10 protein-coding genes are annotated in these 11,739 nt (G+C 67.0%); 2 read left to right on the top strand and 8 right to left on the bottom strand.

Features of this window, described 5'->3' with window-relative positions:
* Positions 1-269 precede the first annotated feature (269 nt).
* The 4 genes from adk to ampD all read right to left on the bottom strand — a co-directional run bounded on the left by adk (position 270) and on the right by ampD (position 6,804).
* Complete coding sequence (adk, locus tag LWH48_RS07600; protein WP_232912109.1) at positions 270-926, bottom strand: adenylate kinase; 657 nt, start codon at positions 924-926, stop codon at positions 270-272.
* A gap of 236 nt (positions 927-1,162) precedes the next feature.
* Complete coding sequence (aceF, locus tag LWH48_RS07595) at positions 1,163-3,145, bottom strand: pyruvate dehydrogenase complex dihydrolipoyllysine-residue acetyltransferase (protein ID WP_232912108.1); 1,983 nt, start codon at positions 3,143-3,145, stop codon at positions 1,163-1,165.
* 58 nt (positions 3,146-3,203) lie between these two features.
* Positions 3,204-5,882: a pyruvate dehydrogenase (acetyl-transferring), homodimeric type gene (aceE, locus tag LWH48_RS07590; protein ID WP_232912107.1), complete on the bottom strand. Its 2,679-nt coding sequence runs from the start codon at positions 5,880-5,882 to the stop codon at positions 3,204-3,206.
* A 352-nt stretch (positions 5,883-6,234) separates the two neighbouring features.
* The gene (gene ampD / locus LWH48_RS07585; RefSeq protein ID WP_232912106.1) at positions 6,235-6,804 is read right to left on the bottom strand and encodes a 1,6-anhydro-N-acetylmuramyl-L-alanine amidase AmpD; all 570 of its coding nucleotides are present in this window, start codon (positions 6,802-6,804) and stop codon (positions 6,235-6,237) included.
* An 89-nt stretch (positions 6,805-6,893) separates the two neighbouring features.
* On the opposite strand from ampD, the gene nadC reads away from it, so the two are divergent.
* Positions 6,894-7,754, top strand: coding sequence for a carboxylating nicotinate-nucleotide diphosphorylase (nadC, locus tag LWH48_RS07580; protein ID WP_232912105.1), 861 nt, complete (start codon positions 6,894-6,896; stop codon positions 7,752-7,754).
* Here nadC and LWH48_RS07575 read toward each other — a convergent pair.
* Positions 7,751-8,290, bottom strand: a complete 540-nt coding sequence (locus LWH48_RS07575) for a GNAT family N-acetyltransferase (RefSeq protein ID WP_232912104.1) — start codon at positions 8,288-8,290, stop codon at positions 7,751-7,753. The two genes, nadC and LWH48_RS07575, sit on opposite strands and share 4 nt — an antisense overlap.
* A 101-nt stretch (positions 8,291-8,391) precedes the next feature.
* On the opposite strand from LWH48_RS07575, the gene tsaA reads away from it, so the two are divergent.
* Positions 8,392-9,132: a tRNA (N6-threonylcarbamoyladenosine(37)-N6)-methyltransferase TrmO gene (tsaA, locus tag LWH48_RS07570; protein ID WP_232912103.1), complete on the top strand. Its 741-nt coding sequence runs from the start codon at positions 8,392-8,394 to the stop codon at positions 9,130-9,132.
* A 57-nt stretch (positions 9,133-9,189) separates the two neighbouring features.
* On the opposite strand, the gene purC is transcribed toward tsaA, so the two are convergent.
* Genes purC through LWH48_RS07555 form a run of 3 tightly spaced genes read right to left on the bottom strand, consistent with a single transcriptional unit; the run spans position 9,190 to position 11,721 of the window.
* Positions 9,190-9,903: a phosphoribosylaminoimidazolesuccinocarboxamide synthase gene (purC, locus tag LWH48_RS07565; RefSeq protein ID WP_161431213.1), complete on the bottom strand. Its 714-nt coding sequence runs from the start codon at positions 9,901-9,903 to the stop codon at positions 9,190-9,192.
* A 40-nt stretch (positions 9,904-9,943) separates the two neighbouring features.
* Positions 9,944-10,750 carry an MBL fold metallo-hydrolase gene (locus LWH48_RS07560; RefSeq protein ID WP_232912102.1) on the bottom strand — a complete coding sequence of 269 codons (807 nt, stop codon included), beginning with the start codon at positions 10,748-10,750 and terminating at the stop codon, positions 9,944-9,946.
* Positions 10,750-11,721, bottom strand: a complete 972-nt coding sequence (locus LWH48_RS07555; protein ID WP_232912101.1) for a lipoprotein, NlpB — start codon at positions 11,719-11,721, stop codon at positions 10,750-10,752. The genes LWH48_RS07560 and LWH48_RS07555 overlap by 1 nt, the downstream gene beginning before the upstream one ends.
* Positions 11,722-11,739: the final 18 nt, after the last annotated feature.

Raw genomic sequence — 11,739 nt, 5'->3', positions numbered from 1 at the left:
TACCTTGCCACTGCACCTGATCATGGCGATCGACGCCGTGGACATGAAAAACAGACTTTGCGATATCGACGCCGACACGGGTAATGTTCATGACGAGTTCTCCTCACCCTCAGGCTGGTTGGTGTTCCCGCCCACCAGTGTGGCGCAATGACGCCGATATAGGGTGGGGAGGACTCCATCCCATTGCTACCGACGCCATCCCTGGCGTAGGACCTCCTCTTCGGCCTGTCCCCGGCGCCCCGCGGAGCCTTGTCCTGTTCCGCCTGGTGTCAGCCCTCCAGCGCCTTGAGCACCTGGGCCTTGATGTCGTCGACGCTGCCGATGCCCTCGACGCGGTGGTAGGCCGGGGCGGCCTCGGAGTCCTGCTCGGCCCAGGCCTGGTAGTAGTCGACCAGCGGCGCGGTCTGCTCGTGGTAGACCGCCAGGCGGTTGCGCACGGTGGACTCGCGGTCATCGTCGCGCTGGATCAGCGCCTCGCCGGTGACATCGTCCTTGCCCGCCTCCTTCGGCGGATTATGGTCAACGTGGTAGACACGCCCGGAGCCCGGATGCACTCGACGTCCGGCCAGTCGGCTGACGATCTCCTCGTCATCCACGGCGATCTCCAGCACATGGTCGAGCTTCACCTGGGCTTCCTTCATGGCATCGGCCTGGGGAATGGTGCGCGGGAAGCCGTCGAACAGGAAGCCGTTGGCGCAGTCGGGCTGGGCGATGCGCTCCTTGACCAGGGCGATGATGATGTCGTCGGACACCAGGCCCCCGCTGTTCATGATCTCCTTGACCTTGACGCCCAGCTCGCTGCCCTCCTTGACGGCGGTACGCAGCATGTCGCCGGTGGAGATCTGCGGAATGTTGAAGCGCTCGCAGATGAACTGGGCCTGGGTGCCCTTGCCGGCACCGGGGGCGCCCAACAGGATCAAACGCATGTTAGAGTCCTCGTGGTCAAGTGTTTGTCAACAATGAAGAATTCTTGGGAAGGGAACGATAACCGCGGCCCACGACCAGCACAAGCGCCGGGCCCTGGCGGCACCCCCTCTCGCCACAAAAGCGCGTTGCATTTCAATGACCTCCGTCCGATTAGCACTTTGGTCTTGTCGTGGGTACGGGGGCCGGAAATGACGACGGCGCCCACAGGCGCCGTCGTCCAGGCAGGGCGAGCCTTCTACAGCAGCAGCCGACGGATATCGGTGAGCAGCTGGCCCAGCAGCGCGGTGAAGCGCGCCGCGTCGGCACCATTGACGGCCCGGTGGTCATAGGAGAGGCACAGCGGCATCATCAGCCGTGGCTGGAAGGCCGCACCGTCCCACACCGGCTTCATCGACGCCTTGGAGATGCCGAGGATGGCCACCTCCGGGGCGTTGACGATGGGCGTGAAGGCGGTGCCACCGATGGAGCCCAGGCTGGAGATGGTGAAACAGCCACCGGTCATCTCCTCGCGCTTGAGCTTCTTCGACTGCGCCTTGCCGGCCAGCTCCACCGACTCCTTGGCCAGGTCGATCAGCGACTTCCTGTCGGCGTCGCGGATCACCGGCACCATCAGGCCGTCTGGCGTGTCTACGGCGATGCCGATATGCACGTACTTCTTGTGCACCACGGTCTCGCCGTCGCTCTTCAGGCTGACGTTGAACTGCGGATACTGGCGCAGCGCGAAGGCACAGGCCTTGATCAGGAAGGGCAGCGGCGTGAGCTTGGCGCCCTGGGCCTCCGCCTCGGCCTTCATCGACTTGCGGAAGGCCTCCAGCTCGGTGATGTCCGCCTCGTCAAACTGAGTGACGTGGGGCAGGTTGACCCAGCTGCGATGGAGGTTGGTGGCACCCATCTTCATCAGGCGCCCCATGGGCTTCTCTTCCACCTCGCCGAACTGGCTGAAGTCCTGGTCCGGAATCGGCGGAATGCCCGAGCCGGCCGCCGCCGGCGCCGCCGCGCCAGCCTGGGCCTTGCCCTGGTTGGCCATTACCTGCTTGACGTAGGCGTGGACGTCCTCCTTGAGCACGCGCTCCTTCGGGCCGCTGGGCTTGACCAGCCCCAGGTCGACGCCCAGCTCCCGGGCCAGCATGCGCACCGCCGGTCCGGCGTGGACCAGCTTGCCATCGCGAGGCTTGTGAGCCGCCATCTCCGCCTCGGGGCTCGGTGTGCCGGCGGGGGTCGGAGCGGGCTTCTCGGCCTTCTTCTCGCTCGGCTTGCTGGCGGCCGGCTTGGCAGCGGCCGTCTCGATATAACCGATCAGGTCGCCCTCGGAGACGCTGTCACCCTCCTTGACGGCGAGCTCCACCAGCTTGCCCTTGATGGGACTGGGCACGTCCATGGAGGCCTTGTCGGATTCCAGGGTGATCAGCGGAGCTTCCGCTTCCACCTCGTCGCCCACGGCCACGGCTACCTCGATGATCGGCACATCGCTGGCGCCGCCCAGGTCCGGGACGCGAACTTCCTGGCGCTGAGGCTCGCCGGTAGCCGCCGGCTCATCCGCCTCGCCGGCAGACTCGCTCGCCGCGGGAGCCGGGGCTTCGCTGGGCGCCTGGCTGCCCTGCTCGCCGGAATCCTCGCTGCTACCCTCATCCGAGATCTCCATGGTGCCGATGACATCGCCCTCGGAGACGGTATCGCCCTCCTTGACGGTCAGGGAGACGAGCCTGCCGGCATAGGGGCTCGGCACGTCCATGGAGGCCTTGTCGGACTCCAGGGTGATCAGCGCCGCCTCCTCGTCGATCTCGTCGCCCTCGGCCACGGCCACGTCGATCACCTCGACGTCGCTGTCGCCGCCCAGGTCGGGCACGGTGATCTCCACGGTGCGCTTGCCGCCGCCGGCCTTGGCGGCGGGCTTCTCGGCGGCGGGCTCGGGCGCCTTCTCGGGAGCCTGTTCGGCCTGCTTCTCGGCCTGGTCGGCCGCCGGTGCGGCATCGCCGCCACCCTCGACCTCCAGTTCGACGATATCGTCACCCTCGGAGACGGTATCGCCCTCCTTCACCAGCACCCTGGCCACCTTGCCGCCCTTGGGCGAGGGCACATCCATGCTGGCCTTGTCGGACTCCAGGGTGATCAGGGTGTCCTCGGCCTCGATGACGTCGCCTTCCGACACCGCGATCTCGATGATCTCCACATCGGTATCGCCGCCGATGTCCGGTACTTTGATGATTTCGCTACTCAAGGTCGCGCTCCTTCCAAATCGTGCCTGGAAGGGGCGGGCATCCGCCCGCCCCACCGGATCAGTCGGTCAGCGGATTCGGCTTGGCCGGATCGATGTCGTACTTCTTCAGCGCCTCGCCGATCACCTTGCGCTCGAGCTCTCCGCGCTCGGCCAGCGCCTTGAGCGCGGCCACCACCACGAAATGGCGGTCGACCTCGAAGAACTCGCGCAGTTTCTCGCGGGTATCGGAGCGGCCGAAGCCGTCGGTCCCCAGCACGTGGTAGTCGGTGGGCACCCAGGCACGCACCTGATCGGCGAACAACCGCATGTAATCGGTGGAGGCGATGGCCGGCCCCTGACGCCCCTCGAGGCAGCGCGTCACGTGGGGCTTGCCCGGCTCGGCCTCGGGATTGAGGAACGCCTCGCGATCCAGGGCCAGCGCCTCGCGGCGCAGCTCGTTGAAGCTGGTCACGCTCCAGATGTCGGCGCCCACGCCCCAGTCGTCACGCAGCAGCTCGGCGGCGGCCTCGACCTCGCGCAGGATGGTGCCGGAGCCCATCAGCTGCACGCGGGCCTTGTCGCCCTGGGTCTCGCGCAGCAGGTACATGCCCTTGATGATCTCCTCGGCAGGCACCTCCTCGAGCTCGGGCTGCTCGTAGTTCTCGTTCATCACCGTCAGGTAGTAGAAGCAGGGCTCCTTGTCGACGAACATCCGCTTCAGGCCGCTCTGCACGATCACCGCCACCTCGTGGGCATAGGTCGGGTCGTAGCTGCGGCAGTTGGGGATCATCGACGCCTGCAGGTGGCTGTGGCCATCCTGGTGCTGCAGGCCCTCGCCGTTGAGCGTGGTGCGCCCGGCGGTACCGCCCACCAGGAAGCCACGCGCCTGCAGGTCGCCTGCGGCCCAGGCCAGGTCGCCGATACGCTGGAAGCCGAACATCGAGTAGTAGATGTAGAACGGCAGCAGCGGCAGGCCGTGGTTGGCGTAGGAGGTGGCCGCGGCGATCCACGAGGACATGGCCCCCGCCTCGGTGATGCCCTCCTCGAGCACCTGGCCGGCCTTGTCCTCGCGATAGAACATCAGCTGGCCCTTGTCCATGGGCTCGTACTTCTGGCCTTCGGAGGTGTAGATGCCGAGCTGGCGGAACATGCCCTCCATGCCGAAGGTCCGCGCCTCGTCGGGCACGATGGGCACCACCTGCTTGCCGAAGCCCTTGTGCTTGACCAGGCCGTTGAGGACCCGCACGAAGGCCATGGTGGTGGAGACCTCGCGGCCCTTGGAGCCACCCATCTGGCTGGCGAAGATCTTGTCGTCCAGGCCAGGGATATCCAGCGCCTCGAAGTCGTGCTGGCGTGCCGGCAGGTAGCCACCCAGACGTTCGCGCTGGAGATGCATGTAGCGCATCTCCGGCGTGTCGTCGGCCGGCTTGTAATAGGGGATCTCGTGCTCGATCTCCTGGTCGGAGACCGGGATACCGAAGCGGTCACGGAAGCGCTTGAGCACCTCCGGGTCGTCGATGGACTTGACCTGGTGGGCCTCGTTATCCGCCTCGCCACCGTCGGCACCCAGGCCGTAGCCCTTGACGGTATGCGCCAGCACCACGGTGGGACGCCCATTGGCATTGTTGACCGCCTGGTGGTAGGCCGCATAGACCTTGAACGGGTCATGGCCACCGCGGTTGAGCTTCCAGATGTCCTCGTCGGACAAGTCCTTGACCATCTCGGCGGTCTCGGGGTACTTGCCGAAGAAGTTCTCCCGGGTGTAGGCGCCGCCGTTGGACTTGCAGTTCTGGTACTCGCCATCGACGGTCTCGTCCATGACCTTCTGCAGGACACCCTTCTTGTCCTTCTCGAAGAGCGGATCCCACAGGCGGCCCCAGACTACCTTGATCACATTCCAGCCGGCGCCGCGGAACACCCCCTCGAGCTCGTCCATGATCCGTGAGTTGCCGCGCACCGGACCGTCGAGGCGCTGCAGGTTGCAGTTGATCACGAAGATCAGGTTGTCGAGCTTCTCGCGGCTGGCCAGGTGGATGGCCCCCAGGGACTCCGGTTCGTCGCATTCGCCATCGCCCATGAAGCACCAGATCTTGCGGTCCTGCATCGGCTGCAGGCCACGCTGGTCCAGGTACTTCATCACGTGGGCCTGATAGATGGCCATGATCGGGCCCAGGCCCATGGAGACCGTGGGCAGTTGCCAGAAATCGGGCATCAGCCAGGGGTGCGGGTAGGAGGAAAGACCATCCCCATCGACTTCCTGGCGATACTTGTCCATCTGGTCTTCGGTGAGGCGCCCCTCGAGGAAGGCACGGGCATAGATGCCCGGGGAGCTGTGGCCCTGGATGAACACCAGGTCACCCTTGAAGTCGCCGTTAGCGGCCCGGAAGAAGTGGTTGAAGCCCACCTCATAGAGCGTCGCACTGGACATGTAGCTGGCCAGGTGGCCGCCGATGCCCTTGTGCTTGCGGTTGGCCCGGGTGACCATCGCCGCCATGTTCCAGCGGATCATCGAGCGGATCTTGCGCTCCATGAAGAGGTCGCCCGGCATCGGCGCCTCGCGATGCACCGGAATGGTATTGCGGTGCGGCGTAGTCGCCGAGAAGGGGGGCTGCGTCCCGTCGCGCCGCAGGCGGTCGGCCAGGCGGGTGAGCAGGTGCCGGGCACGCTCCTCGCCCTCATGATCCAGGACCGATTCGAGGGATTCCAACCACTCCGCGGTCTCGACCGGGTCGAGATCCTCTCTTGCCTCCAGACTCATAGACGTCTCTCCGAATGACGATGGATGTTGCGTGCCCGCTGCTGCGCGGGAAGCAGGGCGCCCTCTCGTCAGAGAGGCAACGCGCCCCGGTTATTGTGTAATTTTATTACGTTACGACGCAAAAAAAGCGCCGTTTCTGTGCGAAAGATACCGTATACTTCGCCCCCTGCCAAAGCAAGTTTCTATGGAATGAATTTCCATATATTGCACACCGCACCGCAGCACAAAGGGTTAGCGAACGCGAAAGGGGGAAACTCGACGAAGGTCAAGGAGATGTAGCTAAACTACCGTTTGACTACTACCCCCTCCCCTTGCCGCTGAAGCCGCCCAGGAAGAAGATTCCCAAAGCAGCTCACTCGACGCACTCACGGCCGGCGAGCCGCTGACGATAGTAGGCCCAGTCGAAGGCGGGCCCCGGATCACTCTTGCGCAGTGGCGCTACCCGCGCGTGACCGGTGATCCGCGACGGCGCCAGTGCCGGGTAGGTGGCGAAGAGGTCGAGGGTCACCTCGGCCAGGCGCTCGTACTGCGCGCTGGAGTAGGCCGATACCTCGTTGCCCTCAAGCTCGATGCCGATAGCGAAGTCATTGAGGGCATGGCGCCAACGATCTCCGTCCCGCCAGCAGGAGCGCCCGGCGTGCCAGGCGCGGCGCTGGAACGGCACGAACTGAACGCACTCGCCATCACGGCGGATCAGCAGGTGGGCCGAGACACGTAGCTCCCGAATGGAAGCGAAGAAGGGATGGGCGTCGGGGTCCAGCCGATTGGTGAACAGCCGCTCGATATGCTCGCCGCCAAACTCCCCGGGGGGCAGGCTGATGGAGTGCAGCACCAGCAGCGATACCTCACCTCGCGGCCGCTCATCGCAGTTGGGGGATGGCACCCGCCGCGCCGATGCCAGCCAACCTTGTTCGATTGCCATGCGTCTCCCCTGACGTGACCGGAGTGGATTGCCTATAATGGACGCCCTCGACCACCCCGGCCACCCCAAGCCAACCTCGCGAGTGACCCATGGACAATCAGGACACCCTGCCCTACCACACCAAACTCGCCGAAGAGATCCGCGATGCCGCCGCCCGCCTGCTGGCCGAGGATGTCGGCCCCGGCGACATCACCGCCAAGTTGATCCCCGCCGAGCAACATGCCCGGGCCCGGGTCATCACCCGCGAGGCCTGCGTGCTGTGCGGGGTGGCCTGGGTCGACGAGCTTTTCCGGCGCCTGGACCCCACGGTGGTGCTGCGCTGGCAGGCCGCCGACGGCGACCGCCTCGAAGCGGGCCAGGCCTTCCTCGAGCTCGAGGGGGCGGCACGCAGCCTGCTCACCGGCGAGCGCGCCGCGCTCAACCTGCTGCAGACCCTCTCCGCTACCGCCACCCGCACCCGACACTACGTCGACCTGATCGGCGACACCGGGGTGCGCCTGCTCGACACCCGCAAGACCCTGCCCGGCCTGCGCCTGGCCCAGAAGTATGCGGTGGCCTGCGGCGGGGGCCACAATCATCGCATCGGGCTATGGGATGCCTTCCTGATCAAGGAGAACCATATTGCGGCCTGCGGCGGCATCGAGGCGGCGGTACGCGAGGCGCGGCGCATCGCCAGCGACCTGCCGGTGGAGGTAGAGGTGGAGACCTTCGACGAGCTGGAGCAGGCGCTGGCGGCCGGGGCCGACGTGATCATGCTCGACAACTTCGGCCTCGACGAGATGCGTGAAGCGGTGCGCCGCAACGCCGGCAAGGCGACCCTGGAGGCTTCCGGCAATGTCGACGAGAGCACGCTGCGCGCCATCGCCGAGACCGGGGTCGACTGTATCTCCAGCGGCGCACTGACCAAGGATCTCAAGGCAATCGACCTCTCCATGCGCCTGATGGACTAGGTTTCCAGCGCCACCAGCGACCGCTCCAGGCGGTGACGCGACAGCCGCTCACCGCCGCGCTCCACCCACTCCTCGCCCAGGTCGCGCCAGCCGCGGCGCACGAGGCCCTCGGCCAGCATCAGGCTCGCCTCGATGCAGGCACGGTCCAGCCCACGCTCGATCAGCAGCCGCTCGGCATGGACCAGCAGTGTCGACCCGATGCCGCGCCGTGCCAGCGACGGCCAGACATAGAGCGTCACGATGCGCCCGCGGTGGGGTTCCAGTTCGAGGAAACCCACGCAACGACCATCACAGTCCGCCACCAGGGTAGTGTAGAGGGCCTGGCGCGCGGCCCAGGCGCTGGCGTCTCGTGGCAGCGCCGAAACCCAGGCCTCACGCTGCGCCCGGGTGTAGTGCGCCGCGGCGCCCTGCATCACCGCATGGTGGAAGACCTCGGCCTGGTCGCCGGCGTCTCGCGCCAGGGCCTCGCGGTAGCGAATCCGCGGGGCGCGACGACACGGGGGCGCATCGCCCGGGGCTGCTGCAGTCTCGTTCATGGGAGTCTCGCGACGCTGGATGTTGCCGAAAGACTACACAACGCCGGCCGACAGGCCAACTGCAGTCGCCGCACCGCCGAGGGCCAGGCATAATGCTGGCCATGAGCGATCCAGCCCCCCTCCCCGATGTCACCCTGTCGCCGATCGGCGTCATCGAGAGCGACTTCCCCGACAAGTTTGGTGTGCCCCGCCAGCCCGGTCTGGCGCCGTCTGCCCGAGCCACGCTCCGGCTGCTGCCCCCCTACGACGATCCGTTGGCGGTACGCGGGCTGGAGGCGTTCAGCCACCTGTGGCTCACCTTCCTCTTCCACCTCAGTCCTGAACGAACCGGACCCGAGGACTGGATGCCGCTGGTGCGACCGCCACGCCTCGGGGGTAACCGCCGGATCGGGGTCTTCGCCAGCCGCAGCACCCACCGCCCCAACCGCCTGGGGCTGTCGCTGGTCGAGCTGGTCGGGATCGACGCTCGCCACGGCGTCAGGCTGCAGCTCGCCGGCGCCGACCTGGTGAGCGGCACCCCGGTGCTCGATATCAAACCCTACCTGCCCTGGGCCGAGGCCAGGCCCGAGGCCCGCGCGGGCTTCGCCCCCGAGGCGCCCGTCAGGCTACCGGTGCGCTTCACCCGCGAGGCCGAGACGGTGCTGGCCAGGCGGGAGGACGGCGCCTCGCTGCGTGCGCTGATCGAGGAGGTACTGAGCCAGGACCCCCGGCCGGCCTATCGCAACGGCGGCGAGGCGCGCCGCTACGGCGTGCGCCTGCGCGATCTGGACGTGCGCTTTCAGGCCGTGGCAGCCGCCGACGGTGCTACCACCCTGGAGGTGGTGGATATCGTACCGACATGAATGACGAAGGGCCCTCTTGGAGAGGGCCCTTCGTGATGCGGATTCGGCGCGGCAACGTCAGTCGAAGCTGACCCCGATACGCCGCCCCACCTCCTCGTAGGCCTCGATCACGCCGCCGAGCCCCTGGCGGAAGCGGTCCTTGTCGAGCTTCTCGCGGGTCTTGGCGTCCCACAGCCGGCAGCCGTCCGGGGAGAACTCGTCGCCCAGCACGATCTGCCCCTGGAAGAGGCCGAACTCGAGCTTATAGTCCACCAGCAGCAGGCCGCCATCGGCGAACAGCTTCTTGAGCACCGCGTTGACCTTGAAGGTCAGCGCCTTCATCTCCGCCAGCTGCTCGGGTGTCGCCCAGCCGAAGGTCTCGGCCAGCGACTCGTTGATCATGGGATCATGCAGGGCGTCGTTCTTGAGGAACAGCTCGAAGGTGGGGGGCGTGAGCTCCTCACCCTCGGTGACACCCAGGCGCTTGACCAGGCCACCGGCGGCGATATTGCGCACCACGCACTCCACCGGGATCATCTTCAGCGCCTTGACCAGGCTCTCGGTATCGGAGAGGCGCTTCTCGAAGTGGGTGGGCACGCCCGCCTCGGCCAGCGTCTCCATGATGAAGGCGTTGAAGCGGTTGTTGACCATCCCCTTGCGGGCCAGCGACTCCATGCGCTCGCCATCGAAGGCGCTGGTGTCGTCGCGGAACTGGAGTATCACGCGATCCGGGTCATCGGTGGCAAAGACCGACTTGGCCTTGCCGGCGTAGAGTTCTTGACGCTTTTCCATGGAAGCCTCCGGAGGCTAGGTCAGGTGGAAGGTTGCAGGCTCAGGCGATGGCCTGCCACGCCAGGCCATCGTCCTGGCAGGTCACCATCAGCCGCGATTCGTCGCCGTCGAGCAGCGGCACCAGGGCTTCCAGGGCCAGCTCGGGACGGTTGTTGTGTTCGGACAGGTGCGAACAGGCGATATGCTGCAGTCGATCGAGGCCGAGCCGGGCCAGCAGCGCCGCCGCCTGGGTGTTGGCCAGATGGCCCCAGTCGCCCCCCACCCGACGCTTGAGGCGCGGCGGATAGGGACCCTCGGCGAGCATGCGCACGTCATGGTTGCACTCCAGTACCAGGGCGTCGCAGCCGGCGAAGGCCTGGACCACATGCTCGGTGGGGTGACCGAGGTCGGTGAGCAGCCCCAGCTGGCGACCACCACCACCCTGGATGCGAAACTGCACCGGCTCGCGGGCATCGTGGGGCACGGTCACCGGATCGATGCAGAGGCCCTTCACCGCAAACCGCGCCTGGGGAGTGATCCAGTAACGCTCGGGCAGCTCGCCAAGGCGCCCGGAAGCCCAGGTGCCCGGAGTCAGCCACACCGGCACCCCGTAGCGCCGCGCCAGGGGCCCCACCCCACGGATATGGTCACCGTGCTCATGGGTCACCAGCAGGGCGTCGAGCTGACGCGGGTGCACGCCCAGCCGGGCCAGCCTGCGTTCGGCCTCGCGCAGCGTGAAGCCGCAATCCACCAGCAGGCGGGTCTCGCCGTCGCTGACCAGGGTGGCGTTGCCCTTGCTGCCGCTGCCCAGGGAGGCGAAACACAGCGGCCCGTCGAGCGGGCCAGCACTCTTGCAGGCTACCGTCATCAGCGCAGCAGGCTCGCCACCCGCTCCAGCAGTTCACGCTGGTCATCGGCACTGAAGCCTTGCTCGCTGGCGTTCTCGGCGCGCAACAGGGTCCGTTCGGGCCCTTCGCTCTCCAGCACCAGGCGGATCTCGCGCGGCGACGCCGACGACACCAGCCCTTTCCAGAAGCCTTCACGGCGCTCGGAAAGAGGCAGATAACGGATGCGATGGGAGTAGTCCGCCGGGGCACTCTCCAGCAGCTCACGGCTTCCCTCGAGGGTAAAGTCCTGACGCAGCTGATACTCCAGCTCGGCCCAGGTCCGCTCGATATCCAGCGGCACCTCCACTACCCACTCCTCGCCACGCTGGGCAAGGCTCAGGCGCTCCTCTCCGGCCAGGCGCTGGGCCTGCAGGGAGGCGGTGCCGGATGCCGTGGCGCTGCGTGCGCCGAAGTACTGCTCCAGGGCGTTCAGGCAGGCATCCACGGGGCGCCCGGACTGGTCGCAGCGCACCTCGCTGTCACCGGCGCGCAGCCCCTGGCGTACGCTCAGGCGGCCCTGCTGTGTCTCGACCACGCCACGGGAGGTATCGCTGGCGGTCACGTCCAGGCCGCGGCTGCGGGCGAAGCCCTCCAGCTGGGGCCAGACGGCATCCGGGCCCGCAGCCACCACCAGCCAGGCATCATCGCCCACGCGGCGGCGTTCGACGAATTCCCGCTCGATACGCCCGGCGCCCAGTGGCTGCGGTGCAGGGGCCTCGAAACCGTCGTCGCCGGCGCGGAAGCTGCCGGCGGCCTCTGGCACCGGCATGGCGTCACGGTAGCGCTGGGAATTGCGGTTCTCGGGCAGCACCAGGGGGGGCGCCTGGCGGGCATCGGCGTAGTCGATATTACGGTCGTGGTAATAACCGTCGTCTCGGGCACAGCCGGCCAGGGCGACAAGTGCCGCCAGCGGCAGCCATTTCAGCGCTGAGGTCATGGGTCTACCTTGCATCCAGTTCTCCAGGGTCCG

Source organism: Halomonas sp. G15, from assembly GCF_021282295.1.
GTDB classification, from domain to species: Bacteria; Pseudomonadota; Gammaproteobacteria; order Pseudomonadales; family Halomonadaceae; genus Halomonas; species Halomonas alimentaria.
This window is presented reverse-complemented; position numbering and strand designations above follow the sequence as displayed.

Excerpts from the sequence above, each read along its gene's own strand:
- adk (WP_232912109.1), bottom strand. The coding sequence starts at position 926 with ATGCGTTTGATCCTGTTGGGCGCCCCCGGTGCCGGCAAGGGCACCCAG.
- aceE (WP_232912107.1), bottom strand. The coding sequence starts at position 5,882 with ATGAGTCTGGAGGCAAGAGAGGATCTCGACCCGGTCGAGACCGCGGAG.
- ampD (WP_232912106.1), bottom strand. The coding sequence starts at position 6,804 with ATGGCAATCGAACAAGGTTGGCTGGCATCGGCGCGGCGGGTGCCATCC.
- nadC (WP_232912105.1), top strand. The coding sequence starts at position 6,894 with ATGGACAATCAGGACACCCTGCCCTACCACACCAAACTCGCCGAAGAG.
- LWH48_RS07575 (WP_232912104.1), bottom strand. The coding sequence starts at position 8,290 with ATGAACGAGACTGCAGCAGCCCCGGGCGATGCGCCCCCGTGTCGTCGC.
- tsaA (WP_232912103.1), top strand. The coding sequence starts at position 8,392 with ATGAGCGATCCAGCCCCCCTCCCCGATGTCACCCTGTCGCCGATCGGC.
- purC (WP_161431213.1), bottom strand. The coding sequence starts at position 9,903 with ATGGAAAAGCGTCAAGAACTCTACGCCGGCAAGGCCAAGTCGGTCTTT.
- LWH48_RS07560 (WP_232912102.1), bottom strand. The coding sequence starts at position 10,750 with ATGACGGTAGCCTGCAAGAGTGCTGGCCCGCTCGACGGGCCGCTGTGT.
- LWH48_RS07555 (WP_232912101.1), bottom strand. The coding sequence starts at position 11,721 with ATGCAAGGTAGACCCATGACCTCAGCGCTGAAATGGCTGCCGCTGGCG.